We start from the raw sequence: 26190 nt of genomic DNA on the forward strand, positions 1-26190 counted from the left end.
GAAGAGATAAAGATTTTATGAGTAATCCTTCACACTGTTCACCATTCATTTTTACACATATTAAACAGTTGGTTAGATGGTGATGAATGGGTGAAGGGTGACGGATATCCTTCACCGGTGGTGAAGCATGGGCGTAAAAAAACCGGCTTTCGCCGGTTCAGTGAGTCATGCCGCTGCCGCTTCGTCGCACTTAGGGCAGCCAGTCGGCGTTACTGTCGTCCAGCAGGACGAGGTTAGTTTGTATGCCGGACTTCGTGCGACGCTTCAGGTAGTTCAGCCCGTACTCGCGCAGGATGCTTTCCAGTGCCTGGCTGAACGACTTCATGCTGAGCGGGTTGCGATAGCCGTTGGCCTTCATATACGCCAGATAGGCGTGATAGAGGTAGCGACGGGGTTGCAGGGGCCGGACGCTGGCGTTACCCATGTGCAGGCCGTTCGGCTCGGCGGTCGCAAACAGGTAGCCACAGAAGCCAGCAGGATCAGAATCCCCAACGGAAACGCTGAGCGCGGCGCGTCAGCCGCAGACGCTGGGCAGATACGCTTCTGCCAGTACCCTGTCCAACCGGCAACAATCACCCACCTGAAATCCTATTGCTCAAGTCTGAACCGGCCACTGCGCCGGTTTTTTTTCGCCCCTTTTTCCTGGCTGGCTGTCCTTCTCTAGACTGCATGTCTATGCTGCATGAAAACGCATGAGTCTCAGGCACTCAGAAACGGCATATCAGCCCAGCCGTGGCGGGGCATAAGCCCCTTCATTCATGTGCATGAAAACCACTTAATAAAGCGGGCAGGCGTGGCAGGGGTACGAGAGCGCGCAAAGGCTTAAAAGTGTAATGAAGATGATATAAATCGAGAGGAGACTGTTTGAATTGATGGAAAAGGAGTCAACATATTGATGCCGGCTCCATGTAGTGAAATTTAAAAAAAGAACTAATAATTCCTGAGAGCAACATGTCAAAGTCCAGACAGAAGATATTTAGTAACTGTCATCATGGTGGGATGCGTCTGACAACATTGCCTTTATGCTTTTTTTGTAAAAGCTATCATTTTCAATTTCTGAAATTATGGTTTGTTGTTCTGATACGAAGTTATCAAAAAATCTTTTTGCGATTAAGTAAGTGGTGTTGTCTTTTTTAGTGTTGTTTTTTAGTTCTAAAAGTTTTAATGCATTACTTTTGTCTACGCCCCAATGATTAAGTGATTGAGTTAACCTTGTTTTTGAAAAAATGGGGTGTCTGTTTTGTGCTGAGGATGCGATTAAGATGGTCCTTACACACCACGAGATTTTCCTGTTGAACATGTAGTTGTTTTTTATTTTTTCACTAAGTGAAAGAGTGTCCCTTCCTAATTTTGCGGCCATCAATATTTCGTATTGATAGTTTTTTTTGAACTTGAATTCTTCAAAAATACTAATGAGTTTGTCTTCATTAAAGATAGCTTTGGATTCCATTTTTAGGTGTAAGGCAAAGAGACTTCCTGAGCGCATCATTTGCAATGCTTTTTTCTCAGGATATAGTGCAGTATTTACATTTCCACTGATGGTCATTCTATATTCATTTTGGTCATGGATCGCAAAGAGATCAATGTCAGATCCTTGTGTCTGGTCTCCACGAGCACAACTGCCATAGAGTGCTAAGCATAATATTTTCATTGTCGTGATACACATATTCTATTTATAAGCGTGGGTATCATTATAGCATACCACCAAAGCCCAAGTATCATATTGAAAAGCATCACGATCTGTTGGTATACTGGTGTTAATTTTGTTACGTGTTTCGTATAACCAGCAAGCAATGTTATATCTATGCTTTTTATTATGGCTCCAACGGCACTAGTGTTTATAAGGAAGTAATATCCTATGGCAAAAATAAAGATCATGGCAACGCCAATTATCAATGCTCTTAATATACTATTCCCCCAATCATTTATTAATCCTGAGACTCTTAGGATTAATAGCTCTGTGATTGAAGTAATCGCTCTTACTTGGTAGCTTATTTTTCTAATGCGACCCTTGTCGGCTTCTTTTGCTCCGTATTGGAACTTTTCAATCTTAGCCTTACTTCTTGATATAAGATATGTCTTTACGGCATTGTAATAAAGGTCATCATCTGTAGTTGAACTGACAGATACCAAAAGATTTTTTGCGAATTTTGCCTTGGTATTTTCAAAGCGTTTCTTTTGATAATCGACTGTGGTTGCATATTGTTTTAGTACATCTTCATCAACATTTAAAAATGCAGCACTTACTATTCTTTTTGAGTTTATTAATGTGTTTTGGAAAATTGTCTCGTTGCCAGAAAATGAAATGTCATCAAACCTACAGTCAATAAACTGACAGTCAATGAATTTAGCCATGTTAAAGCTGCATTTTATGAAGTCACATTTTTGAAATTTTACGTTTTTAAATAAACCATAACCAAAGTATACTTTTTCGAATTTGCAATTTGAAAAGTTTATTTTGTTTCCTTTGCTTTCCCCAAAAAAATCACACTCTTGAAAGTTCTGTTTATCTAACTTGCATGATATGCTATTAGTGTCATTTAACTTTGAGAAATCAAGAAGCCTGTAACGATGCCAAATATTTCTGTTGACATCCTTCAAGTCTATTTCAGCAAATTGACTGAGGTTTATTTGTGGGTCATAAATAACATCCCAGTAATTTTTTAGTCTGTGTTGTCTAACTTCCATAGTCTTGTTCACTGTTGAAATAGTAGTTATCTGCGTACCATTGGAGCATTTTGCATCGCTGCTCAATGTATTGTGCATGATTGTAAATTCCACGAATACGATTTTTATCGTGGTGCGCTAACTGGGTTTCAATCCAAGAGCCCTCAAAACCCTTCTCATGTAATATTGTTGACATAGTATGCCTAAAACCATGACCGGTAAGTCTTCCTTTATATCCAATTAACTCTATTACTTGATTGACACTTTCCTTACTGATTGGTCTACTGCGGTTGTTTCTACCGATAAAAATATATGGATAATGGCCCGTGAGAGGCTTAAGTTGCTTAAAAATCTCAATCACTTGAGTGGATAGAGGCACAGTGTGAGGCCTGCGCATCTTCATACGCTCGGCAGGAATCTCCCATAACCCTTTTTCTAAATCGACCTCACTCCAAGTTGCAAAACGCATCTCTTGTGTCCTTACTCCGGTCAACATTACAATCTTTGTAGCATTTTTCGTAATTAGACTTCCAGTGTAAGCTTCAAGATCCTTAACGAAATGGAGAAGCTCATCCGACGATAAATAAGGGTGATGCTTCTGTGAAGGAGTTGAAAGAGCTACAACCAGATCCGGTGCAGGGTTGTATTGAGCCCGACCAGTGATGATCGCATAACGAAACACCTCCCCACAGCGTTTTCGCACCTTGCGCGTTTTCTCTAATGCTCCGCGCTTTTCAATACGACGCAGCACCTCAAGAAGCTCAAGTGGCTTAATCTCTAAGATTGGACGATTGCCGATAAATGGGAAAACATCCTGCTCAAAGGTCTTAATAATCTCGTCTCGGTAAGCAACGGTCCAGCGGTCCGCCTTGTTCGTGTGCCATTCCCGGCTAATGGCCTCGAAAGAGTTTTCTGCCGAAAGCTGTTTTGCCAGTTTTTGGGCCTTACGCTCCTCAACCGGATCAACGCCATTTGCTACCTGCTTGCGCGCGATATCGCGTTTTTCGCGTGCCTCAGCGAGTGAAACGAGGCTATAGGAGCCAAACGACATTAACTTTGCCTTACCGTTGAATCGGTAACGGAAGCGCCAGCCTTTGCTGCCATCAGGGTTAATGAGTAAAGCCAGGCCGAGACCGTCGCTATGGGTGTAAGGCTTTTCTTGGGGTTTTGCGCGTCTAATTTGTATGTCTGTAAGAGCCATGTGTATAAGTCTAAAGTGTGTATAAAAATCCTATACGCATCACTATACACATTTGTCGTGGATTCTGGCAGATGTAGTAGGACCTATACGGATGGATTGTTAATTCATTTTGTTGTTTTTAAAGGAAATTAAAAACAATCTCGGAAGGGTGCGGAAGAATAGTGGCGGAAGATCACAGGAGTCGAACCTGCCCGGGACCGCTGGCGGCCCCAACTGGATTTGAAGTCCAGCCGCCTCACCGGAGACGACGATCTTCCTTTGGGAAGCGGCGCTGATTATAGCATCGTCGTCGCGCTGAAATCAGCTTTTCTGTCCGATCGCAGGCTGCACGGCGGATTGTCCTGCCGGTGCACTATCGTGTCCGTTTTTGGCCTTCTTACCTGCACCCTTCCCTGCGATGCTTGAGTTATCTTAAATCAGGCAGGAGTCCAGAAATGTCCCGTACCGTACTTTTAGTGATTGACGCGCAGCAGTCCTTCTATCATCGTGGCTATCGGGAAACGCCGGAAGCGCCCGCCTTTGAACGCAGCCTCGCGGCGCTGATTGCGGGCTGCCAGACGCGCGACGTGCCGGTGGTCGATGTCTTTCACGTCAGCGACAGCGGCCCGTTTTCGCTGGCGTCCGGGCTGGTACAACGCCTGCCCTTTCTCAACCATCAGCCGGTGAAAAGCGTACAGAAACATGTGCACAACGCGTTAACCGAATCGGGCCTGGAACCGTGGCTGCGTGAACAGCAAATCGACCATCTGATCATCAGCGGCATCTGCACCGAACAGTGCTGTGAAACCACCGCCCGCGTGGCGTCTGATTCAGGATTCAGAGTAACGTTTGTTACCGAGGCGACGCTGACGTTTCCGATAACGCACAACGGTATTACGCTGAGCGTGGCGGATCTTCGTCATCGTACCGAAAGCGTATTAATTAACCGCTTCGCCAGCATTCGCCGCGTGGCGGATTGCCTTGAGGAACTGAACTGAGATGACCTTTCCGGTCTGGTTTTTAACGCTGCCCGGCGTCATGACGCTGGATATCACCGGCCCGGCGGAAACGCTGATGCAGGCAGGCGAGGCGTTCAGTTTGCGCTATATCGGCCCGGACGAAAACGTGCTTACCTCCACCAATATGGTTATTGGCCGCGTTGAACCTTTACCGGAAAGCCTGCCCGCCGGCAGCCTGCTGGTGGTGCCGGGCGCGGCAAACTCCGCTATCGCCTTAGCCACGCCGCAGGCCGCCATTGCGCGGAACTGGCTGATGCGCCAGCAGCCCGCTATTCACGCGGGTGATATCACGCTGGTCTGCATCTGCTCCGGCACGCTGTTGGCGGCAGAGAGCGGCCTGCTGCATGGCGTGCAGTGCACCACGCATCATAATATTATCGACAGGCTGAAAAAGGCCGAACCGGCAGCGATCGTCAGGGAAAATCGGATATTTATTGAAGATCGCGGTATCTGGTCGAGCGCGGGCATTACTGCGGGGATCGATCTGTCGCTGCACCTTATCCATCGTTTGTGCGGGGCGCAGGCCTCGCTGAGCGTTGCGCGCGAGATGGTGGTATGGTTCCGCCGCTCCGGCGACGATCCTCAGCTTTCGCCGTGGCTGCGCTATCGCAATCATATCAATCCGGCGATCCATCGCACGCAGGATCTGCTGCTGGCGCAGCCGGAGCGGGACTGGCCGTTGGAAGAGGTCGCCCACCGCGTTCACGTCAGCGCGCGACACCTGACGCGGCTTTTTCGCCAGCATCTGGGCATCAGCGTGCGGGAGTACCACGAGCAGCTCAGGCTGGCCATTGCCCGCCAGCGTCTTGAACAGGGAGAAGGCGCAGAGCGGGCCGCGCTGTCGGCGGGATTTTCATCATCACGTCAGCTCAGGCGGGCGCTGGAGCGATGGCACGCCTGAGCTGACAAGGCGCCGCCGTTCATTTCCTTGTTACAGGCGGTGGTTTTTTCGCGTCTTCAGCTCACCAGCCGCCGCGTATCCATTTTCTGTAACGCGACCGATAACAGCAGGCTGCCTGCCAGCGTAATGGCGAAGACCAGCGGGATATCGATCAGCGGGCGGCTGGTATGATCGAGGCCATGCGTGCGCATAAAATGGATAAACAGCGCATGAAAGCCGTAAATCGGCAGGGAATGGCGGGAAATGGTCGCTAAAAACGGTAAAGGCCGCTGATTAATGCAGTTTTTAAACAGAATAAGCAGGCTGACCGCCGCAACAAACACCGCCGGGCCGCAGTAGAGATACCAGGTATCGGCGAAGGCGCCGTTTATCGCCATCTGCTTTTTCGTTCCCAGCGCGATGGCGGCCACGCTGGCAATAAACACCACGACAGCCAGCCCGCTTACGCCACGCCAGCGCGTGTTCATCATGCCAATCGCCCGGCCAAACAGCGCATAGAGCACGTAATAAAAACTGTCGCCGCTGATGTAAAGGTTGATCGGCAACCACTGGAACGGGCCGACCGATTTTTCAACGGTGTTCGGGTTTGCCAGCACCGCCAACAGCAGCACAATAATCGCCAGATAGCCCGCACTGACCGGCTTGACCTGAATCAGCGGCGAAAGCAGATAAATGACGATGATGGCGAAAAAGAACCACAGGTGATAGAACACCGGCTTCTGCAAAAGATGCCTGACAGAAAGACCCTCGCTGATCGGCGTGAGCCAGGTAATATAGGCCAGCGCCACCGCACTGTAGAACAGCAGGCAGAGCACGATACGCAGAAAATGCCGTCCCTGCGCGCTGCGTTCGCCAAAGAACAGGTAGCCGGAAATCATAAAAAAGATCGGCACGCAGACGCGCGAAGCAGAGTTAAGAAGATTAGAGAGATCCCAGGTGTGCTCGGCAACCGCCGGGGCGTTCGTCACGTACCAGGTCGTGGTGTGGATCATAATCACCATCAGGCAGGCCACGGCACGTAAATTATCTATCCAGCCAATCTTTTCCGTCATTTTTTCCTCAGTTTCCGTGCCACAACGCGTAATGAGGTTAACCGCGCCGGACAGGTTCAACAACTTTTCACATCACATTTCGGACAGCGCCTGCCTCGCCAGTACCGCTGTCGGCGAATTGCGCGTATTATTGTTAAAAATCAACTGACGCTACTCCCGATGAAAGATTCCGCCCCGCTGCTCGATAAGCTCAAACAGCATCTCTCCGTAAAAGCGAAAAAGCCGCTTTATCAGCGATTCGCCGCGGTGATTAAAAGCGAAGTGCGCAGCGGCGCGCTCCGTCAGGAAGATATTCTGCCGAGCGAGCGCGAGTTCAGTCAGTATCTGGAAATTTCCCGCATTACCGTGCGTAAAGCGCTGGCCGAGCTGGAGCAGGAAGGCGTGGTGAAACGCGCGCGAGGCTACGGCACGCAAATCGTCAGTCAGATGGAGTATTCGCTCAAAGAGCCAAAGGGTTTCTCGCAGCAGGTGGTGCTTAAAGGGAAAACGCCGGACACGGTGTGGATTAATAAAAGCATTATCCGCTGCACAAAAGAGATCGCGAGCTGGCTGAAGCTGAAACCCGGCAGCGAGGTCTTTCTGCTCAAACGCATTCGCTACGTGGACGAACAGGCGGTTTCCGTTGAAGAGTCCTGGGTACCCGCCGCACTGATCGCTCACGCGGACGACATCGGTATCTCCCTGTATGACTACTTCCGCCAGCATAACATCACGCCGGTGACGACGCAGAGCCGCGTCAGCGCCCGCATGCCCGATGAAGAGATGCTGGCGCTGATCGCGCTGCCGGAAAACGTGCCGGTGCTGGTGATCAGCCAGCTTGCCCTTGACGCGCAGAACGCGCCGCTGGAGTACAGCATCAGCTACTGCCGCAGCGACATGTACACCTTTATCGCCGGGTAGCGTTGCGCCGCCACAGCCCGGCCAGATCTTCTTTTTTCGGCGCGCAGTCGCCGCCGCGATGCGCCACCACGTAAGATGCCACCGCGTTTCCCAGCGTTACCGCCGCCGCCAGCGACCAGCCGGACGCCAGCCCGGCCAGTACGCCGCCCGCGTGGCTGTCGCCCGCGCCAATGGTATCCACCACCTCGGCAGGGAAAGCGGGCACCCAGCCGGACTCGCTCATCGAAACATAACCCGCGCCTTCGCTGTCCAGCCGCACAATCAGCGGGCTGCTGAAGTGCTCACGCCAGCAGGCCAGCAGCTCAGCGCCGTCCGCCACCGCGCCCGGCAGACGTTCGCCAATCAGCGCCGCCTCCTGACGATTCAGCGTCACCACAGGACTCAGCGCCATCAGCCGATGGAAAAACGCGTCGGAGAGATCGGCCAGCCGCGGGCCGAAATCAATAAACAGCCGTACGTCGCGCAGCGTCTCCAGCCAGGCGAGCAGCGTTTCGCCGCTGGCCGCCGTCAGTTGGTAACCGGAAAGGTAAATCCAGCTTCCTGACGGCAGGCTGAGCTGCGCGAGCATCGCGGCATCCCACTGATTTTCCACGCCGCTGACCGAGAGGAAGGTTCGCTCGCCGTCCGGTTCCACCAGTGCCAGGCACCAGCCGTTATCGCCTTTGTCGGTCCGCAGCGGCGAATGAATACCGTACTCCGCCATTTTTTGGGTGATGATGGTGGCCCAGGTGCCCTGGCCGATCGGCAGCGCGTTGGTGGCCTGCACGCCTAAACGATGCAGCGCAATCGCCACGTTGAGCGCGCAGCCGCCCACGTTGACGCCCTGCTGATGCAGTTCGATATCGCTGCCGCGATGAGGCAGCGAATACGCATCGGCGATCACATCAACCACGGCGGCGCCTATCACGCAGACCGCATCGCGCGCGCTCAGCGAATCAGGATCGGGAAGCGTGACCATATGCCTCCTCACGTTGCTGTCGGAACAGCAGAAACGCGCGGCTGTAGCGGCTGAAATCAAGCTGATTCACCGCGTCGAGCTGCGCTTTAAGCTGTGGATCAATCGCTTCCACGCCGTGCAGCGCGCCGCAAATCGCCACCGCCATCGCGCCGATGGTGTCGGTATCGCCGCCCAGGTTGGCGCAAAGAATGGCGCAGCGCGTGGGATCGGTTTTCGCCAGTTCAACCATGGCAATCGCGGCCGGAACGGATTCAATCGTGGCGGTACCTGCGCCGATCAGCTGATAAACCTGCTCCATCGCCTGCTCCACGCCGGCAGCGCGCTCGACGGTGCGCAGCGCCAGTTCAATGCGCGCCGCCATCGACGGGCTGAAAGTGGTCACGCGTTTTTCCTGCGCCGCCTTCGCTATCGCGGGCAGCTGATCCCGGATGCGCGACCAGCTCACGCCCTCCACCGCCAGCGATACCGCCCAGGCAATGGTCGTCGCACCGGCAATAGCCACATCCGCCTTGTGCGTCGGGCTGGAGGCCCGTTCGACGTCGTCGATGAAATCGCTCAGGCTGCACGGCGGCACCAGGCAGCCGAGCGGCGAAATGCGCATCGCCGCGCCGTTGGTCAGGCCATTATTGGCCAGTTCCGCGATCGGCGTGCCGCTCTTCAGCGCATTAAGCGCGATTTTAGAGGTTGGCCCCAGCACGTTTTTATTGAAGGCGTCGAAGCTTTCCGCCCAGTTCAGAATATTGCGTCCAATCACCTCCGGCTCAATTGCGCCGTTGCAGCTGATAATGGCATCGGCCAGCGCCAGCGCCATTGAGGTGTCGTCGGTAAACTCCGCCTCGTTGAAATAGCAGGCCGCGTTGTTCTCCGCCGGGCCGGGCAGAAAGCGATCTATCCAGCCAAAATGCTGCTTCACGCGTGAGCGCGGCCACAGTTCGGAGGGCATGCCCATCGCATCGCCCAGCGCCTGGCCATAAAATGCGCCGAGAATGCGGCTCTCTTTCGTTACTGACATCTCTTTTCCTCTATTTTTCACCGCTGGCTGATGCGGCCAGCGGGCTGAGTTCGTCGCTTTTTTTCCGGCCGTCGCGGAACAGCGCCACGAACGCAATGGTGATAATGATGATCATCACGCTGCCGAATAACCACATGCCCGCCCAGTTAAAGGTCAGGCCGTTTTGCGGCTGCGGATACTGAAACATCTCCTGCATCAGGTAGCCGCCCAGCCGGTAGCCCAGCAGGCTGCCGACGCCCTGACAGGCCAGAGTGATCAGCCCCTGCGCGGCGTTGCGCATCTCCACCGGCGCTTTTTTATCAACATAGATGTAGGCGGTAACGAAGTAGAAGTCGTAGCTGACGCCATGCAGCAGAATGCCCATAAACAGCAGGCCGTAGGTCAATACGTTCTGGTCGCTGCCAAAGACAAAGAACAGGTAGCGCAGCGCGGCGGTTACCAGCCCCAGCAGCAGCACCTTGCCGATGCCGAAGCGCTTGATAAAAAACGGCAGCGCCAGCAGGAAGAAGATTTCAGAAAGCTGGCCCAGCGTCATCCAGCCGGTGGCGTGCTTCAGCCCGACTTCGCTCAGGAAGCCTTCGGCAAAAATGTAGTAGAAGGCCAGCGGCATGCTGAACAGAAACGAGCTGACAAAAAAGACCAGGAAGCTGCGGTCTTTCAGCAGGTGCAGCGCATCCAGCCCCAGCACCACGCGCAGGTTGAATTTTCCGGTACTTTTCGGCTCCGTTGCCGGCAGCGTCAGCGCAAATACGCCCAGGACGGCGGAACTGCCCGCCCCAACCAGCAGCGGAATATTGCTGGCGGAGATGTCGCCGAAACCGAGCATCGGCGGCAGAAAGCCGCAGACAACACCAGAGGCAATCCAGCCAAGCGTGCCCAGCACGCGGATGCGTGGATAGTCGCGCTCCACGTCGCCAACGTGCGAAAACGCAATGCTGTTGGTCAGCGCGATGGTTGGCATGTAAGTCAGCGAATAGAGCAGCATCAGGGCGAAGAAGGGCCCGAAGCTCTCCTGCTGCGCGGCGAAATACATCAGCACCGCACCTGCCAGCATCAGTGCGGACAATACCTTTTGCGCCTGAAAAAAGCGGTCAGTCAGGGAACCGACCAGAATGGGCGACATAATTGCCGCCAGTGAAGTACAGGCGTAACACCAGGCAATTTCGACCGGCGTAAATCCTTTGCTTTGCAGTAAGGCCCACAGCGGAACGAACCACGCTCCCCAGATGAACCATTCGACGAACATCATAAATGACAGGCTGGCTATTTTATTTTTCATTTGGGTGTTCCCCTGGTGTAGGTACGATCAAAGAGTACCTTTACGTAATACCTTTGCAATACCAAAAGCCCGAATTTTAGTGCTGAATCGCTTCTTTACACGGTAAAGCTACATCAGAAGGACATACTACGTCAGAAGAGCGGAGGTGGGCATCGGGCAGAAAGCGGAAGAGAAAACCAGAAGGAAGAAAAAGGTGGCCGGGCCACCTTACGGGTTATCACTCAACGGCGATGGGCTTCTCATCCACGGCCGGCTTTTCATCCCCCTGAAGCTGCTTCACGCGTTGTTCAACTTTCTGCACCGCGCTGGCGTCCTTCAGCAGCGTATAGGTCAGCGTGAATGCTTTGCTTTCGCCGGGTTGTATCTGCTTCACCCGCCCCTGCTCTTTCTCAATCGTTACCGGATAAGCATAGTTGGTGCCTGGCTCAATACCGGTGACGTAGCCCTGCTTCAGGGTGTCGGTATTTTTCCACATTGTCAGCAACGGCAGCTGGTGCGTATCAAACTCGATTGACGCGCCCTTATCACTTTTACTGTTGATCACCGCCGCCAGGGTTTTGCCGTTTTCATCCGCTTTTGGCACCAGATTGAACACCATTTCATCGAAATCTTTGGTGGGCGCGGCGTAAACGTTCCAGTCATTCAGCCCTTTTTTCGCGTAGTCGTTAAAGGGCGAAACCGATTTTAACGGCGCAATGAAACGGGCATTTTTTTCAAGGATCGGCGTACTAAAGTTGCTGTGATAGATGATCTGATAGTCGTGCGGGTAGTCCGCGCGGTTTGTCAGCACATCGTGAATCGTGAAGGCGTCCGCGCCCGGTACATAGCGCAGCTCTGTCCACGTTTCCAGGTTGGCTTTTTTAAAGGTATTCTCTTTTAACAAACCACGGATGCGGATTTCATGAGGCGCCTTATCATCAATCGACACCTCCACTTTCGATGCGGGTGTGTTGCCTGCCTTGCCGTGCAGCGTGTAGATCACGCCGTCTTTGGTCACCGGGTGACCCGTCCATTCATAACCGCAGCGCACCATCATCTCATTGAAGCCTTCCAGCCAGCCCAGGCCGTTGCGGCTTTCAAGATTGATATAAGCCGGATTGACCACCTCATTGACCGGCGAATCCCAGCCCAGCCGCATGCCATGACCGCTAACGTGCAGCAGATCCATCCCGCGCGTTGGGCTCAGCGCGATAGTTAGCCCATTCTGGCTGACGATCGTCAGCACCTTGCTGCCCTCCTGTTTACCGCCGTGCAGGATTTTTTGCTCAATGCTGAAGCTTTCACCTGACAGCTTCAGCGCTTTACTGCTGGTCTGCCAGTTTCCTTGCTCCGTGCCGCTTTCAGCATCGGTCAGCACCCAGTTTTGGGCCATCGTCTGCCCGCTGATGGTCAGTAAAACAGCCCCTGCTATTACGCTTTTTTTCATCATTTTCGTCCTGTAGCTGAATTGATTTAGCTTGCGGGAAGAAAGAGTACAAATACGGTTTAAATTAAAATGTGACAGCTATCACCCGCACGATTATTTGGCTGTTTCAATCAGGAAAACCGGCTGTCGCGCACTAAAATTTGTCTTATGTAAAAATTTTTCAAAAAAATATGTGACTCAAATCGGTAAAATGAGCGTTTTGCTTAAAACGATTCAGCCTGGCGTCGTGCCCCCTTCTGACCAAACATCGGGCTGACTAACGCACGGTCAGAGGGTATACTGACGCCCACTTTTTATAACTACTCGTATCGCGTGCGGATCCAACATGCAAAAGTTTGATACCAAGACCTTTCAGGGACTGATCCTGACCTTACAGGATTACTGGGCACGCCAGGGTTGCACCATCGTGCAGCCGCTGGATATGGAAGTGGGTGCGGGAACCTCTCACCCGATGACCTGCCTGCGCGCACTTGGCCCGGAGCCTGTCGCCGCCGCCTATGTGCAGCCTTCCCGCCGACCGACCGACGGCCGCTACGGCGAAAACCCCAACCGCCTTCAGCACTATTACCAGTTTCAGGTGATCATCAAGCCGTCGCCGGACAATATTCAGGAGCTTTACCTTGGCTCGCTGAAAGAGCTGGGGCTCGATCCTGGCATTCACGATATTCGCTTTGTAGAAGACAACTGGGAAAACCCGACGCTGGGTGCCTGGGGTCTGGGCTGGGAAGTGTGGCTGAACGGCATGGAAGTGACGCAGTTCACCTATTTCCAGCAGGTTGGCGGCCTGGAGTGCAAGCCGGTGACCGGCGAGATTACCTACGGTCTGGAGCGCCTGGCGATGTACATCCAGGGCGTGGACAGCGTCTACGATCTGGTCTGGAGCGACGGCCCGCTGGGTAAAACCACCTACGGCGACGTGTTCCATCAGAACGAGGTCGAGCAGTCTACCTATAACTTCGAACATGCCGACGTCGATTTCCTCTTCACCTGCTTTGAGCAGTATGAGAAAGAGGCGCAGCACCTGCTGGCGCTGGAAAAACCGCTGCCGCTGCCCGCTTACGAGCGCATTCTGAAGGCGGGCCATACCTTTAACCTGCTTGACGCGCGCAAAGCGATCTCGGTAACCGAGCGTCAGCGCTATATTCTGCGTATTCGTACCCTGACCAAAGCCGTGGCGGAAGCCTACTATGCGTCCCGCGAGGCGCTGGGCTTCCCGATGTGCAATAACAAGAAATAAGAGGCAGCCATGACTGATAAAACTTTTCTGGTGGAAATCGGCACCGAAGAGCTGCCGCCGAAGGCGCTACGCAGCCTGGCCGAATCTTTTGCCGCCAACTTTACCGCCGAACTGGATGCTGCGGGCCTGACGCACGGCGACGTTCGCTGGTATGCCGCGCCGCGCCGCCTGGCGCTGAAGGTTGCCGACCTGAGCGACGCACAACCCGATCGCACCGTTGAAAAACGCGGCCCGGCCGTTTCCGCCGCCTTTGACGCCAGCGGCGCGGCAACTAAAGCCGCTGAAGGCTGGGCGCGCGGCTGCGGTATCACCGCCGATCAGGCCGACCGCCTGAAAACCGACAAAGGCGAGTGGCTGGTGTATCGCGCGAACGTGAAAGGCGAAAGCGCGCGTTCATTGCTGCCCGCGATGGTCAGCACCGCGCTGGCGAAACTGCCGATCCCAAAACTGATGCGCTGGGGCGATTCGGACGTGCAGTTCGTGCGGCCGGTGCATACCGTTACGCTGCTGCTCGGTGACGAAAGCATTCCTGCCACCATTCTGGGTATTGACTCTGCACGCACGATCCGCGGCCACCGCTTTATGGGCGAGCCGGAATTCACCATCGACAGCGCGGATCACTATCCGCAGATCCTGCTGGAACGCGGCAAGGTTCAGGCCGATTTTGACGCGCGTAAAGCGCAGATCAAAGCGGATGCCGAAGCCGCAGCACGAAAAATTGGCGGCATCGCCGATCTGAGCGACAGCCTGCTGGAAGAAGTGGCCTCGCTGGTGGAGTGGCCGGTGGTGCTGACCGCCACCTTTGAGGAGAAGTTTCTGGCCGTGCCGGCGGAAGCGCTGGTGTATACCATGAAGGGCGATCAGAAATACTTTCCGGTTTATGACACCGCGGGCAAGCTGCTGCCACACTTCATTTTTGTCACCAATATTGAATCAAAAGATCCACAGCAGATTATCGACGGTAACGAAAAAGTGGTGCGTCCGCGCCTCGCCGACGCAGAATTCTTCTTCAATACCGACCGCAAAAAACGTCTGGAAGATCACCTGCCGCGTCTGGAAACCGTCCTGTTTCAGAAAGAGCTGGGCACGCTGCGCGATAAAACCGACCGCATTCAGGCGCTGGCTGGCTGGATTGCTGGCGAGATTGGCGCCGACGTCAATCACGCTACCCGCGCGGGTCTGCTTTCCAAGTGCGACCTGATGACCAACATGGTATTTGAGTTTACCGATACCCAGGGCGTGATGGGCATGCACTATGCGCGCCACGACGGCGAAGCGGAGGATGTGGCCGTGGCGCTGAACGAGCAGTATCAGCCGCGTTTTGCCGGCGACGATCTGCCGTCCAATCCGGTGGCCTGTGCACTGGCTATCGCCGACAAGATGGACACCCTGGCCGGAATTTTCGGTATCGGTCAACATCCGAAAGGCGATAAAGACCCGTTTGCGCTGCGCCGCGCCGCGCTGGGCGTGTTGCGCATTATCGTTGAGAAGAACCTGCCGCTCGATCTGCAAACCCTTACCGGGGAAGCGGTTCGACTGTACGGCAGCAAGCTGAGCAACGGCAAGGTTGTTGATGAGGTGATCGATTTCATGCTTGGCCGCTTCCGCACCTGGTATCAGGAAGAGGGGCACAGCGTGGATACGCTTCAGGCCGTGCTGGCCCGTCGTCCGACGCGCCCGGCAGATTTCGACGCCCGCATGAAGGCCGTGTCGCACTTCCGTACGCTCGACGATGCCACCGCCCTGGCGGCGGCGAACAAGCGCGTTTCCAACATTCTGGCGAAATCAACCGAACCGCTGAACGACAGCGTGCAGGCGTCGCTGCTGAAAGAGAACGAAGAGATCAAGCTGGCGACCTACGTCTCCGCGCTCAGCAGCAAACTCGCGCCGTATTACGCTCAAGGCCGTTATCAGGAAGCGCTGAGCGAACTGGCGCAGCTGCGTACCGCCGTTGATGATTTCTTCGAGAAAGTAATGGTCAATGCGGAAGACCGCGAGGTGAGAATTAACCGCCTGACGCTGCTGTCGAAGCTGCGCGCGCTGTTTTTGCAGGTGGCGGATATTTCACTGCTGCAATAACGCAGTGAACGCCTGAAAACACAAAACCCGCCGTCTGGCGGGTTTTTTATCGCTTGTCGTTTCGATTGGGCTGGCGACGGCCGGTTAGTGGGAGATTTGCGCCAGTTCATCTTCCGTAAGGCCCGTCATTTTCATGATGACATGACGATCAAGGCCGTTCAGCATCATGGACCGTGCGATTTTCAACGCTTCCTGTTTGCGGCCTTTTTCAATGCCCTGCTTAAGTCCTTTTTCGATGCCCTTCTGTTCCAGTTGCTGTGCGATGGTCATCAGTTCGTCCTCATGTTGTGGCACACGCTGCGCCAGGTCATGTACAAAGGCTTTGGCGTCTGTCGCTTCGCCAGCCAGTATGAGGTAGTTTATCAGCGAAATCAGCTGCTGTCCTGTGAGGTGTTCAGCCAGTAAAAGCGTTGACAGCCTGTCCAGAAGCTCTGCAAGATCGCGTTGGTGAATGTGCTTTTGCAACAGGGTAAGTACCGCCATGCTGCGGTGATGCATGATGTCGTCGTCAGGAATAACCGTTACGTCTACCAGCGGAAAGTCGTGGCTGTAAAGTCTGGCAGCCAGCGCCGGATCATCAAAGTTATTCAGCCAGTTGGTGGTATAGGGATAGGGGCTGCGTTTGCCGTTATAGAATAATACGGGAATAACCAGCGGCAGCTTTTTATGTCCGGCATCAAGGTGGCGCTGCATGGCTGCCACCGCATAGCGTAGAAGCCTGAAGGCCATATGCCTTTCAGGCGTGCTTTGATGCTCAATGAGCACATGGATATAGCCGTCGCCGCCCGCCGTTTTCAGGCTGTAAAGCACATCGCTGTAATAAGGGCGAAGGTTCTCTTCTATAAAACTTCCGGATTCCAGCTTTAACGTATCAAGATCGCACAGCGCCCGCAGTGTCCCCGGCAGATGAAGATCCATAAAGTCCCGAGCAGTCTCAGGATGGGTTAAAAACTGTTTGAATACCGCATCGTGCGGCGTTGGCGTGGCATTTTTCCTTTCAGGCATTTTCCGTTGCCTCCCTGGCAAGCGCGCTGTGTCATCGCATCATACAATAAGCTCTGTCCGCCTGAACAGACAGTTAGGGCGAGAGGGGATGTTCAGAGAAGAGTAACAAGCGGCAGGAAAAGTATCGGCGACTGAAAACACAAAACCCGCCATCTGGCGGGTTTGATTTTATGCCAGCAGCTCACGGCTGAGGCAGGGATTCATCTGGATCAACTGCATTAACTTCTGCGCGCTGCGTGAAGGGCGGGTACGCTTCGCTTCCCAGCTCTTCACCGAAGAAACACTGACGCCCATTGCCAGGGCAAACTCATCAATTTCCATACCGGTAATTTCGCGGATGCGCTTCGGTTCATGAACAACCACATCATCTTTAAGTGCCGGGGCCGCCTGAATAACTTCGCGCGTCAGGATAATGTGTTCCAGGCTGGACAGCAGCTCGGACATTGGATCTTTGGTTTCCATATAGCACTCCTCATAAAAATCACAAATGTGAACAACCAGAGGGAGAACCTGACACTCAGGCTCATAATGCTGGCAGACTTCGGCCGCTGAGAAGCTCTTGCAAAAAGGTCAGAGAGACAGCGCAGGAAACGCCAGGGATCTAAGTTATAGATCAAACTTTGCGCTTTGCGACATATTTTTTGAATCTTTTTCGATCTTGCTTCTGGCGGGTGAAGAGCGCCCTTTCGGTCATGCTTATTGTAAGTATAGCCTGCCCGGTGCTGAAAGGGAGAGGGTGATAAATTTTCATCATCGGCGACCCTGAAAATCGGCATCATTAACACGCCGGACGCCGTTTTTTCATATTCTTAATGAACGCGTTAAACTATTCTGTATTCGCGGCGTGGGCCGTTGCGTTAACTGCATTTTTATTAACAGGAGTTATTTCTCATGATGACAGGAATTTCTCGCGGCTGGACGCGCGTGCTGGCTCCCTTTGTGGCGCTCTTTCTGGTCTTTCAACTGGCGGGCTGCGGTGATAATGAAGCCGATCAGCGCAAAGCCTTTATCGATTTTCTGCAAAACACCGTTATGCGCAGCGGCGAACATTTGCCGAATCTGAGTGAAGATCAAAAGAAAAATTTTGGTCATTACGTCAATGACTACGCCATCATTTATGGCTTTTCGCAGCAGATTAATCGCGCGGTGGATTCAGGTATGAAACCGGTGGTGGATGCGCTGTCGACCATCCGCTCACCGCAGGATTACTTAACCCAGCGCGACGTGTTGCGGCAGGCCAGCGGCTCGCTTAGCGTGCTGACGCAGCAGATTCAGGCGGCGAAAACGCAGGCGGACGGCAGCAAAGCGGGATTGAAACAGCCAGACGATCTGAAAACCGTTTACAACAACGTCTATAACAACGTCGTGACGCAACCAGCTTCCGCGCTGATTACCACGCTGCCTGCTCTGCAAACGCTGAGCCAGGACGCGGTGCAGGCCGGTGACTTCTTGCAACAGCAGGGCGCACAGGTAACGTTTAACGGCCCGCAGGTGCAGTTTCCGACGCAGCAACAGGCCACCCAGTACAATGTATTAATGAATAATCTTTCCGCGAATGTGCCTGCATTAAGCCAGGCGCAGCGCGCGCTTCAGGGCGAGTTCCGTTAACCTGCCCGCTCTAAAGGCAGCCGAGCCTGCGTAACTTTGTTACACCGCTCGCTGCCTTTCCCTTCTTAAGACCGACTGCCCGGGATCTTATCGTTAAAAAATTGTGATCTTATTCACATTTTTACTATAAACACTTCATTTAGAATTGTGACCCAAATCACGTACAAGGCGTTGAATTGGTTATTAATTCGCCTTTGTCTTTTTTTTACACGTTATAAATGTGATCGTCATCACTAAATAACCCCCTCACCGACCGGCTATTAGGTGATATACGTCACATTTTTAAGCGTGACTACGCAGCGTCATATTCGCGTGGTAGAGTCCGCGTGCATACAGTAATACGGATGGTTTTTACCGTCAGCGTTCAAACAATAAATCAGCGCGCTCTCTTATTTTTAGCGCGTGTCAAATAAGGGGTGTGTTTTTATGTCCTCATCAGATATCAAGATCAGGGTTCAAAGCTTTGGTCGCTTTCTGAGTAACATGGTGATGCCAAATATCGGGGCGTTTATCGCCTGGGGTATTATCACCGCGCTGTTTATTCCTACCGGCTGGCTGCCGAACGAAACGCTGGCCAAGCTGGTCGCGCCAATGATCACCTACCTGCTGCCGTTGCTGATCGGTTATACCGGTGGCCGTCTGGTTGGCGGCGATCGCGGCGGCGTGGTGGGCGCAATCACCACGATGGGCGTGATCGTGGGCGCTGATATGCCCATGTTCCTTGGCTCAATGATCGCCGGGCCGCTGGGCGGCTGGGCCATTAAAGCCTTCGACCGCGTGATCGACGGTAAAATCAAAAGCGGCTTTGAGATGCTGGTTAACAACTTCTCAGCCGGTATTATCGGTATGCTGATGGCGATCCTCGCCTTCCTGGCTATCGGCCCGCTGGTGGAAGGTCTGTCGCATATTCTGGCGGCTGGCGTAAACCTGATGGTGCAGAACAACCTGCTGCCGTTGACCTCGATCTTCGTTGAACCGGCGAAAATTCTGTTCCTGAATAACGCCATCAACCACGGTATCTTCTCGCCACTGGGTATCCAGCAGGCCAGTGAAGCCGGCAAGTCTATTTTCTTCCTGATTGAAGCGAACCCCGGTCCGGGCATGGGCGTGCTGATGGCCTACATGTTTTTTGGTCGCGGCAACGCGCGTCAGTCTGCGGGCGGTGCGGCCATCATCCACTTCCTGGGCGGCATCCACGAAATTTACTTCCCGTATGTGCTGATGAACCCACGTCTGCTGATCGCGGTGATCCTCGGCGGCATGACCGGCGTATTCACCCTGACGCTGCTGAACGGCGGTCTGGTATCACCTGCTTCGCCTGGTTCGATCCTGGCCGTGCTGGCAATGACGCCAAAAGGCGCCTACTTCGCCAATATTGCAGCCATCGTGGCGGCGTTTGCGGTTTCCTTTGTGGTTTCGGCCATTTTGCTGAAAACCAGCAAGGTGAAAGAAGAGGACGATATCGAAGCGGCGGCGCGTCGCGTGAGCGATATGAAAGCCAAATCGAAAGGCCAGACCGGCACGGCGCCCGTTACCGCCGCAGACGGCATGAACGGCGACCTGAGCCACGTGCGCAAAGTTATCGTTGCCTGCGATGCCGGTATGGGCTCCAGCGCAATGGGCGCAGGCGTGCTGCGTAAAAAAGTGAATGATGCAGGCCTGACCAACATTTCTGTGACCAACACCGCCATCAACAATTTGCCCGGCGATGTGGACCTGGTGATCACGCACCGCGATCTGACCGAACGCGCAATGCGTCAGGCACCTCACGCGCAGCATATCTCGCTGACCAACTTCCTCGACAGCGGTCTCTACACCGATCTGACCGCGCGTCTGGTGGAAGCGAACCGCAGCGCTGGCCATCGCGAAAAAGTCACCGCCACGCTGAACGACAGCTATGACAACAGCCAGGAACACCTGTTTAAACTGAGCGCCAGCAACGTATTCCTCGGCAACCATGCTACCGATAAAGAGCAGGCCATTCGCTTTGCCGGTGAGCAGCTGGTTAAAGGCGGTTACGTTGAGCCAGCGTATGTGGAAGCCATGCTGGATCGCGAGAAGCTGACGTCAACTTACCTGGGCGAATCTATCGCTGTGCCGCACGGCACCATTGAAGCAAAAGATCGCGTGCTGAAGACCGGCGTGGTGTTCTGCCAGTATCCGGAAGGCGTACGCTTCGGTGACGAAGAGGACGACATTGCCCGCCTGGTAATCGGTATCGCCGCCCGCAATAACGAGCACATTCAGGTGATCACCAGCCTGACTAACGCGCTTGATGACGACAGCGTTATCGCTCGTCTGGCAACGACCACCGACGTGCAGGAAGTGTTGGACCTGCTCTCCGGCAAACAGCCAGCGTAACGCAAGGTTATTGACCCACAGGGCCGGGGATGCCCGGCCTTTTTTTCGGGTCGGGTTTGTCCGGCCCTCGATCGTTAATAAGGGAAAGTTTATGAAAGCATTACATTTTGGCGCCGGTAACATCGGCCGCGGTTTTATCGGCAAACTCCTGGCCGATGCGGGCATTCAACTGACCTTCGCCGATGTGAATCAGGTGGTTCTCGACGCGCTGAACGCCCGTCACGAATACCCGGTGCGCGTGGTGGGCGAGCAGGCGCAGGTTGAAACGGTTAAAGGCGTTAACGCCGTGAGCAGCGCCAGCGATGACATCATTCCGCTGATTGCCGACGTTGATATCGTTACCACGGCGGTTGGCCCGCAGATCCTCGAGCGCATCGCTGGCGGCATCGCGAAAGGCTTAGCCAAACGCAGTGATAGCGGTAACACTCGCCCACTGAATATCATTGCCTGTGAAAACATGGTGCGCGGCACCACGCAATTAAAAGGTTTTGTGCTGAAGGCGCTGCCTGAACAGTATCACGCCTGGGTTGAGGCCAACGTCGGCTTCGTGGACTCCGCCGTTGACCGCATCGTACCGCCTTCCGAAGCGGGCACCACCGATCCGCTGGAGGTTACCGTAGAAACCTTCAGCGAGTGGATCGTCGATAAAACACAGTTTAAAGGCGAGCTGCCGAACATTCCCGGCATGGAACTCACCGATAACCTGATGGCGTTTGTTGAGCGCAAGCTGTTCACCCTGAATACCGGCCACGCCATCACCGCCTACCTGGGTCAGTTAGCGGGCCATAAAACCATTCGCGAAGCGATCCTCGATGAGAAAGTGCGCGCGGTGGTGAAAGGGGCGATGGAAGAGAGCGGCGCGGTGCTGATCAAGCGCTACGGCTTTGACGCCGACAAGCATGCGGCCTATATCCAGAAAATCCTCGGCCGTTTTGAGAACCCGTATCTGAAAGATGACGTGGAGCGCGTGGGTCGTCAGCCGCTGCGTAAGCTGAGTGCGGGCGATCGCCTGATCAAGCCCACGCTGGGCACGTTGGAGTACGCGCTGCCGCATGACAACCTGGTTACCGGCATTGCCGCCGCCATGCACTATCGCAGCGAGCAGGATCCGCAGGCGCAGGAGCTGGTGGATCTGCTGTCACGCCTTGGCGTGCAGGATACGCTGGCGCAGGTGTCCGGGCTTGATGCCAACAGCGATACCGTTGCTGCGGTAGTGAAGGCATACGACGCTATGGCATAATGCCAGGCTCAACGGACGAGCAGAGCGGGTATGGCGACAGCGCCGTACCCGCTTCGGCACTGCTAAGCAGGTCAAAGAACGATATGCAGGCTCTTATGGAAAAACCTCAGGCTTTTGAGAATCGGGTACTGGAACGCCTGAACGCGGGTCGTTCGGTCAGGGGTTTTCTGATTGCGGCGGTTGAACTGCTGGCAGAGGCGGTTAATCTGCTGGTGATGAAGGTGTTCCGCAAGGACGATTACGCCGTAAAATATGCGGTAGAGCCGCTTCTGCTGGGCGACGGCCCGCTTGGCGAACTGCCGGTGAGACTGAAGCTGATCTATGGCCTGGGTGTGATCAGCCGCAACGAATATGAAGACGCCGAGCTGCTGTTGGCGCTGCGCGAGGCGCTGAACGACGACGGCACCGACTACCGTTTTACCGATGACGAACTGCTTGGGCCATTCGGCGAGCTTCACTGCGTGGCGGCGTTGCCTCCTCCTCCCGATCTGTCCATTGACGATATAAATCTGCGCGCCATGCTGCAACAGCGCTATCAACAGATGGTGCGTTCCACGCTGGTGCTCTCTCTGACCGAGCTTATCTCCCGCATCAGTCTCAAACAGGCCTTCAAAAAGTAGTCTCCGACCTTTCCCTCTCCCCGTCGCTTTCGTGTATCCTTGCGGCAACGAATCACTGCACGGTTAATCATGATGAAAGAACAAGTTCAGGCAGAAATTAAGACGCTGAGCGATAAGCTGGATGCCTTAACGCATAAAGAACCGCAGCTGCTGGAGTCCGGCAACGCGGAAAAACTCGGCGAACTGCTGAAGGAAAAAGAGAAGCTGATCGCTGAGATCGACCGCCTGCGCGGCGTGCGCGAAGAGAAGCTGAGCAAAGAAGCGCAGAAGCTGAAAAAGATGCCGTTCAGCCGCGCTATCACTAAAAAAGAGCAGGCCAATCTGGGCGCGCTGAAAAAAAGCGTTCGCGGCATCGTTGTGGTTCATCCAATGACCGCGTTAGGCCGTGAAATGGGCCTGAAAGAGATGACCGGCTATGCGAAAAGCGCATTCTGATCCGATAGCGTCCGCTGCTGCCAGGCAGTGAACGCGACACGGTTACACAGGTACATTAAGGTCAATGGCCGCCGGGCAAATCTTTACCCGGCGGTCGACATCTTCATAGAGCAGTGAGCCTGTTCATCTTCAGGTTGCCAACGGCGCCAGTGATGCTCGGTTCACCCAGGGTCTGTAGGAACAGAGTGGTCATCCCTTCCCTTCTTTGTCGCTCAATCAGGGCGTTACGCTTTATCAATATGCCCTAAATCCCGTTCGGGAAAACAGATATCACGCACCCGCTGCTTCAGCTCCTTCACTTCCGGAAAACCGCCATGAGTTTTGCGATCCCAGATAAGCTGCCCGTCGATGGCAATCTGATAAATGCCGCCGGTACCCGGAATCAGGGTAACCGAGGCCAGGTCGGTGCTGAAGGTGTGCAGCAGTTCCTGCGCCATCCAGCCTGCACGTAGCAGCCAGTTGCACTGGGAACAATACTCAATGGTCACGGCGGGAGAGGTTTTCATGACGTGTCTCCTAAAAAAATCTGACTCTCATCTTCGGGCGACAAAACGGGGGCTGTCAACGTCCATGCAGATTGAATTGTGAATAAATTATGGAGACAGTTGATATAGGTAATCAATATTATTATCATTCTCATTTGCAAGTATGAGTCAGGGATCGACATTTATAACGCGCAGCAGGCGCATACTCTTCTTTTAGCGGTTTTTACGCCAGCGGCAGCAATGTATGAGTCGATACTAATAAAGAATAAAGGCTTACTAAAATGCGTAAACTCTTTTCCTCACAGGGAATTGCCCATACCACGGTGCTGTTCGGCACGCTGGTGACCTCTGGCTATTCCGTCGGGGCTGAAACAGCCGCCAATGCCCTCCCGGCGACCACAACCTCCGGCAAACCGCTAAACGTTTCGGGTAAAAAAACACATCCGTCTGAACCGCTGATGGTGGTGACGGCCCCGCAGCAGGTGAAAGAAGCGGGTAGCAAAACCACCGTCACCGCCGAAGAGATGCAAAATAAAGGTGCCAATGATTTTGGCTCTGTTATGCGTTACGAGCCGCTGATCAGCGCCACCGGAACCAGCGGCGGCTCTTCGGCTGGCAAGAGCGGCTTCGACCGCAGTGGCTACACCGGCTACAACATTCGTGGTCTGGAAAGTAACCGCGTCGGGCTGGATGTGGATGGCATTCCACAACCGGCCGCGACGGGGCGAAGCTATGTCGGACGTGCCGGACTGAACACATTTGGTATCGGGCGCGATTACATCGATCCTTATATGTATGGTCAGGTTGATATCGAATCGGGTGCAACGTCAACGTCAACGGCGAATAATGCCATCGGCGGCGCCGTCTCCTTTATGCCTAAATCGGCGGATGACTACCTGACACCGTACAAATCAACTTATTTTGGTTATCGGTCAGATTATGACTCTGCCAACCGCAGCTGGCACAACGGCATTACCGCCGCTGCGGGTGATGAAATCCTGCGTGGCGTCTTTGTTTACAGCCGCCGTGACGGCCAGCAGACCCGTAACAACAGCGGGACGATTGATGCGTATCCGGCTAACTGGCACTCCAACGCGATGCTGGCCTCCGGTATCTGGCAGCCGAACGACGCGCATAAGCTGACCGGCACCGTCGACTATTATGATAAGACTAACCATACCCACTACGACGCCTGGGACAGCAGCGGCAACACCATCTGGGGCACCGCGCAGCAACAGAGCAACACCCGCCGCTGGGGAATCAGCCTTAAGGATGAGTGGACGCCTGCCAATGCCTACATCGACAGCCTGACTTCGCGCGTGTTCTGGCAGCAGACGCAGGCGCACGACAATACCTTCATGCCATCCAGCGCCACGGCAATGGAGCGGGTCTATTCCGATTACGATGTGGATACCCTGGGCTTTGACACTCAACTGACAAACAGGCTCGGTCGTCATGAGCTGAGCGGTGGCCTGAATGGCAGCATCAGCGACACCAGCCGTCCGTTCCGTCAGGCGCCTCCGGCCAGCCAGTACAGCGTGATTATGCAGCCTGACGCCGACAGCCGCACTTACGTACTCGGTGGCTACGTACAGGATAAAATTCACTTCGATCTCAACGGTCATGATTTCAGCGTGGTGCCGGGCGTACGCGTGGCGCATCAGTCAACTCAACCTGAAAACCTGAGCAGTCTGACCACCGGCAGCAGCGTGCTGACTGAAGAGCAGCTCAAAACGCTGTATGGCAAAGAGAATAGCGACACCCAGCTCCTTCCGTCACTGAGCGTCAACTACGACCTTACGCCAACGCTGATGACCTGGGTGATGTACAAGCGCGGCGCTCAGTTCCCTAACGCCAGCCAGCTGTATGGTTCCTGGAACCTCGGTTCAAGCTATGCCGGAAGGCAGCAGTACGCACTCATCGGCAACAGCGATCTGAAAACCGAAACCAGCGACAACTACGAGTGGGGGCTGAAAGGGCAGCCCGTGGAAGGCGTCTCGCTGAACGCGGCGATGTTCTATAACACCTATGAGAACTTTATCGCTTACACCCGCTATACCCGCACCGGTAATCCGTCGATGTTCGGCAATGTACCGTCGAATATCTACACTATCTATCAGGCTGAGAACCGCGATAAGGCTTATATCTATGGCGGCCAGGTCAGCACTAAACTGAACTTCGGCACCTGGTATGAAGAAGTCAACGGCCTGAGCGCTACCTTCGCGCTGGGCTACAGTGAAGGGAAATCAAAATCCCGCTACTCCGGCGACAGCTATGTCGACCTGGACAGCGTGGCGCCGGTAAAAGCGATTGTTGGCGTGGCGTGGGACGATCCGGCCAGGCGTTATGGCGCAGCAGTAACCGCAACCTTTGTGAAAGGCAAGCGCGCCACCGACACCAACCGCGAAAGCTACGCCAACGACGGCTCTGCTCTGACGGATTCCTCCACCGAATATATGCGCGTGCCGGGTTACGGTATGGTGGACATGACGGCTTACTGGCAGGTGGCGAAACATGTCCGGGTGAACGGCGGCATCTATAACCTGACCGACCGTAAATACTGGGATTACCTGAGCAGCCGTAACCTGACGGAAAGTACCCATCAGGATGCTTATGATAAAGCGTTGGCAGTGATGCCGGGCCGCACCTTCCAACTGGGTGTCAATATCGACTTCTGATCGTAACGCCTTTTAATTGACCACACGCTGCCCTGCATATTTCGCAGG

The 26190-nt window shown here is 54.2% G+C and carries 22 protein-coding genes, 1 tRNA gene and 1 pseudogene; 11 read left to right on the forward strand and 13 right to left on the reverse strand.

Annotated elements, in window-relative coordinates; genetic code table 11:
• Positions 1 to 165: 165 nt before the first annotated feature.
• From FA91_RS18095 to FA91_RS18115, 5 genes and pseudogenes are all read right to left on the reverse strand, one after another.
• Positions 166 to 508 (reverse strand): annotated as a pseudogene (locus FA91_RS18095) (winged helix-turn-helix domain-containing protein); the annotation flags it as partial.
• 468 nt (positions 509 to 976) lie between these two features.
• On the reverse strand, positions 977 to 1666 hold the full coding sequence (locus tag FA91_RS18100) for a nucleotidyltransferase domain-containing protein (RefSeq protein ID WP_082212614.1): 690 nt from the start codon (positions 1664 to 1666) through the stop codon (positions 977 to 979).
• Complete coding sequence (locus FA91_RS18105) at positions 1648 to 2688, reverse strand: pentapeptide repeat-containing protein (protein ID WP_034918032.1); 1041 nt, start codon at positions 2686 to 2688, stop codon at positions 1648 to 1650. The genes FA91_RS18100 and FA91_RS18105 overlap by 19 nt, the downstream gene beginning before the upstream one ends.
• A complete protein-coding gene (locus FA91_RS18110) occupies positions 2678 to 3868 on the reverse strand; it encodes an integrase arm-type DNA-binding domain-containing protein (RefSeq protein ID WP_034918033.1) in 1191 nt (396 codons plus the stop codon). The genes FA91_RS18105 and FA91_RS18110 overlap by 11 nt, the downstream gene beginning before the upstream one ends.
• A gap of 162 nt (positions 3869 to 4030) precedes the next feature.
• Positions 4031 to 4125 (reverse strand) — tRNA-Sec (locus FA91_RS18115).
• A 177-nt stretch (positions 4126 to 4302) separates the two neighbouring features.
• Between FA91_RS18115 and FA91_RS18120 the strand changes: the two genes are divergently transcribed.
• Positions 4303 to 4845 carry an isochorismatase family protein gene (locus tag FA91_RS18120; protein ID WP_034918036.1) on the forward strand — a complete coding sequence of 181 codons (543 nt, stop codon included), beginning with the start codon at positions 4303 to 4305 and terminating at the stop codon, positions 4843 to 4845.
• A 1-nt stretch (position 4846) separates the two neighbouring features.
• Positions 4847 to 5767, forward strand: coding sequence for a helix-turn-helix domain-containing protein (locus FA91_RS18125; RefSeq protein WP_034918037.1), 921 nt, complete (start codon positions 4847 to 4849; stop codon positions 5765 to 5767).
• Positions 5768 to 5823: 56 nt separating this feature from the next.
• Here FA91_RS18125 and FA91_RS18130 read toward each other — a convergent pair whose 3' ends face one another.
• A complete protein-coding gene (locus tag FA91_RS18130) occupies positions 5824 to 6819 on the reverse strand; it encodes an acyltransferase (RefSeq protein ID WP_034919536.1) in 996 nt (331 codons plus the stop codon).
• A gap of 159 nt (positions 6820 to 6978) precedes the next feature.
• Between FA91_RS18130 and FA91_RS18135 the strand changes: the two genes are divergently transcribed.
• Positions 6979 to 7719: a GntR family transcriptional regulator gene (locus tag FA91_RS18135; protein WP_034918040.1), complete on the forward strand. Its 741-nt coding sequence runs from the start codon at positions 6979 to 6981 to the stop codon at positions 7717 to 7719.
• On the opposite strand, the gene FA91_RS18140 is transcribed toward FA91_RS18135, so the two are convergent.
• The 4 genes from FA91_RS18140 to FA91_RS18155 form a co-directional block, all read right to left on the reverse strand.
• Positions 7706 to 8677 (reverse strand): PfkB family carbohydrate kinase, encoded by a 972-nt coding sequence (locus tag FA91_RS18140; RefSeq protein ID WP_034918042.1) that lies wholly within the window; start codon positions 8675 to 8677, stop codon positions 7706 to 7708. The genes FA91_RS18135 and FA91_RS18140 overlap by 14 nt on opposite strands.
• The gene (locus FA91_RS18145; protein ID WP_034918044.1) at positions 8655 to 9689 is read right to left on the reverse strand and encodes an ADP-ribosylglycohydrolase family protein; all 1035 of its coding nucleotides are present in this window, start codon (positions 9687 to 9689) and stop codon (positions 8655 to 8657) included. The genes FA91_RS18140 and FA91_RS18145 overlap by 23 nt, the downstream gene beginning before the upstream one ends.
• A 10-nt stretch (positions 9690 to 9699) precedes the next feature.
• Positions 9700 to 10968, reverse strand: coding sequence for a nucleoside permease (locus FA91_RS18150; RefSeq protein WP_034918046.1), 1269 nt, complete (start codon positions 10966 to 10968; stop codon positions 9700 to 9702).
• Between the two features lie 217 nt (positions 10969 to 11185).
• Positions 11186 to 12394: an aldose 1-epimerase family protein gene (locus FA91_RS18155; protein ID WP_034918047.1), complete on the reverse strand. Its 1209-nt coding sequence runs from the start codon at positions 12392 to 12394 to the stop codon at positions 11186 to 11188.
• Between the two features lie 325 nt (positions 12395 to 12719).
• Between FA91_RS18155 and glyQ the strand changes: the two genes are divergently transcribed.
• On the forward strand, positions 12720 to 13631 hold the full coding sequence (gene glyQ, locus FA91_RS18160) for a glycine--tRNA ligase subunit alpha (RefSeq protein WP_034918049.1): 912 nt from the start codon (positions 12720 to 12722) through the stop codon (positions 13629 to 13631).
• A 9-nt stretch (positions 13632 to 13640) separates the two neighbouring features.
• A complete protein-coding gene (glyS, locus tag FA91_RS18165; RefSeq protein ID WP_034918050.1) occupies positions 13641 to 15710 on the forward strand; it encodes a glycine--tRNA ligase subunit beta in 2070 nt (689 codons plus the stop codon).
• A gap of 84 nt (positions 15711 to 15794) precedes the next feature.
• Here glyS and FA91_RS18170 read toward each other — a convergent pair whose 3' ends face one another.
• Both FA91_RS18170 and FA91_RS18175 read right to left on the reverse strand, forming a co-directional pair.
• Positions 15795 to 16715: an Rpn family recombination-promoting nuclease/putative transposase gene (locus FA91_RS18170; protein WP_034918051.1), complete on the reverse strand. Its 921-nt coding sequence runs from the start codon at positions 16713 to 16715 to the stop codon at positions 15795 to 15797.
• A 168-nt stretch (positions 16716 to 16883) separates the two neighbouring features.
• Positions 16884 to 17177, reverse strand: coding sequence for an HTH-type transcriptional regulator (locus FA91_RS18175; RefSeq protein ID WP_034918053.1), 294 nt, complete (start codon positions 17175 to 17177; stop codon positions 16884 to 16886).
• A gap of 429 nt (positions 17178 to 17606) precedes the next feature.
• Here FA91_RS18175 and FA91_RS18180 point away from each other — a divergent pair, with 429 nt between their 5' ends.
• From FA91_RS18180 to FA91_RS18200, 5 genes are all read left to right on the forward strand, one after another.
• Positions 17607 to 18323 (forward strand): DUF3053 domain-containing protein, encoded by a 717-nt coding sequence (locus FA91_RS18180; RefSeq protein WP_034918055.1) that lies wholly within the window; start codon positions 17607 to 17609, stop codon positions 18321 to 18323.
• Positions 18324 to 18749: 426 nt separating this feature from the next.
• A complete protein-coding gene (locus tag FA91_RS18185) occupies positions 18750 to 20684 on the forward strand; it encodes a PTS mannitol transporter subunit IICBA (protein WP_034918056.1) in 1935 nt (644 codons plus the stop codon).
• A 91-nt stretch (positions 20685 to 20775) separates the two neighbouring features.
• Positions 20776 to 21924, forward strand: a complete 1149-nt coding sequence (gene mtlD, locus FA91_RS18190) for a mannitol-1-phosphate 5-dehydrogenase (RefSeq protein WP_034918057.1) — start codon at positions 20776 to 20778, stop codon at positions 21922 to 21924.
• A 95-nt stretch (positions 21925 to 22019) separates the two neighbouring features.
• Positions 22020 to 22544: an MltR family transcriptional regulator gene (locus FA91_RS18195; RefSeq protein ID WP_275451277.1), complete on the forward strand. Its 525-nt coding sequence runs from the start codon at positions 22020 to 22022 to the stop codon at positions 22542 to 22544.
• Positions 22545 to 22616: 72 nt separating this feature from the next.
• Entirely contained in the window at positions 22617 to 22979 is a 363-nt protein-coding gene (locus tag FA91_RS18200; RefSeq protein ID WP_034918059.1) for a YibL family ribosome-associated protein, read from the forward strand.
• A 224-nt stretch (positions 22980 to 23203) separates the two neighbouring features.
• Here the strand turns inward: FA91_RS18200 and FA91_RS18205 are convergent, their stop codons facing one another.
• Positions 23204 to 23485, reverse strand: coding sequence for a SelT/SelW/SelH family protein (locus tag FA91_RS18205; RefSeq protein WP_034918060.1), 282 nt, complete (start codon positions 23483 to 23485; stop codon positions 23204 to 23206).
• Positions 23486 to 23745: 260 nt separating this feature from the next.
• On the opposite strand from FA91_RS18205, the gene FA91_RS18210 reads away from it, so the two are divergent.
• On the forward strand, positions 23746 to 26142 hold the full coding sequence (locus FA91_RS18210; RefSeq protein WP_051937302.1) for a TonB-dependent receptor: 2397 nt from the start codon (positions 23746 to 23748) through the stop codon (positions 26140 to 26142).
• Positions 26143 to 26190 lie beyond the last annotated feature (48 nt).

Source organism: Erwinia sp. 9145 (assembly GCF_000745075.1).
Lineage (GTDB): Bacteria > Pseudomonadota > Gammaproteobacteria > Enterobacterales > Enterobacteriaceae > Erwinia > Erwinia oleae.

Bases quoted from the DNA above. Each gene is read 5' to 3' on its own strand.
- FA91_RS18100 (WP_082212614.1), bottom strand. From the start codon at position 1,666: ATGTGTATCACGACAATGAAAATATTATGCTTAGCACTCTATGGCAGT.
- FA91_RS18105 (WP_034918032.1), bottom strand. From the start codon at position 2,688: ATGGAAGTTAGACAACACAGACTAAAAAATTACTGGGATGTTATTTAT.
- FA91_RS18110 (WP_034918033.1), bottom strand. From the start codon at position 3,868: ATGGCTCTTACAGACATACAAATTAGACGCGCAAAACCCCAAGAAAAG.
- FA91_RS18120 (WP_034918036.1), top strand. From the start codon at position 4,303: ATGTCCCGTACCGTACTTTTAGTGATTGACGCGCAGCAGTCCTTCTAT.
- FA91_RS18125 (WP_034918037.1), top strand. From the start codon at position 4,847: ATGACCTTTCCGGTCTGGTTTTTAACGCTGCCCGGCGTCATGACGCTG.
- FA91_RS18130 (WP_034919536.1), bottom strand. From the start codon at position 6,819: ATGACGGAAAAGATTGGCTGGATAGATAATTTACGTGCCGTGGCCTGC.
- FA91_RS18135 (WP_034918040.1), top strand. From the start codon at position 6,979: ATGAAAGATTCCGCCCCGCTGCTCGATAAGCTCAAACAGCATCTCTCC.
- FA91_RS18140 (WP_034918042.1), bottom strand. From the start codon at position 8,677: ATGGTCACGCTTCCCGATCCTGATTCGCTGAGCGCGCGCGATGCGGTC.
- FA91_RS18145 (WP_034918044.1), bottom strand. From the start codon at position 9,689: ATGTCAGTAACGAAAGAGAGCCGCATTCTCGGCGCATTTTATGGCCAG.
- FA91_RS18150 (WP_034918046.1), bottom strand. From the start codon at position 10,968: ATGAAAAATAAAATAGCCAGCCTGTCATTTATGATGTTCGTCGAATGG.
- FA91_RS18155 (WP_034918047.1), bottom strand. From the start codon at position 12,394: ATGAAAAAAAGCGTAATAGCAGGGGCTGTTTTACTGACCATCAGCGGG.
- glyQ (WP_034918049.1), top strand. From the start codon at position 12,720: ATGCAAAAGTTTGATACCAAGACCTTTCAGGGACTGATCCTGACCTTA.
- glyS (WP_034918050.1), top strand. From the start codon at position 13,641: ATGACTGATAAAACTTTTCTGGTGGAAATCGGCACCGAAGAGCTGCCG.
- FA91_RS18170 (WP_034918051.1), bottom strand. From the start codon at position 16,715: ATGCCTGAAAGGAAAAATGCCACGCCAACGCCGCACGATGCGGTATTC.
- FA91_RS18175 (WP_034918053.1), bottom strand. From the start codon at position 17,177: ATGGAAACCAAAGATCCAATGTCCGAGCTGCTGTCCAGCCTGGAACAC.
- FA91_RS18180 (WP_034918055.1), top strand. From the start codon at position 17,607: ATGATGACAGGAATTTCTCGCGGCTGGACGCGCGTGCTGGCTCCCTTT.
- FA91_RS18185 (WP_034918056.1), top strand. From the start codon at position 18,750: ATGTCCTCATCAGATATCAAGATCAGGGTTCAAAGCTTTGGTCGCTTT.
- mtlD (WP_034918057.1), top strand. From the start codon at position 20,776: ATGAAAGCATTACATTTTGGCGCCGGTAACATCGGCCGCGGTTTTATC.
- FA91_RS18195 (WP_275451277.1), top strand. From the start codon at position 22,020: ATGGAAAAACCTCAGGCTTTTGAGAATCGGGTACTGGAACGCCTGAAC.
- FA91_RS18200 (WP_034918059.1), top strand. From the start codon at position 22,617: ATGAAAGAACAAGTTCAGGCAGAAATTAAGACGCTGAGCGATAAGCTG.
- FA91_RS18205 (WP_034918060.1), bottom strand. From the start codon at position 23,485: ATGAAAACCTCTCCCGCCGTGACCATTGAGTATTGTTCCCAGTGCAAC.
- FA91_RS18210 (WP_051937302.1), top strand. From the start codon at position 23,746: ATGCGTAAACTCTTTTCCTCACAGGGAATTGCCCATACCACGGTGCTG.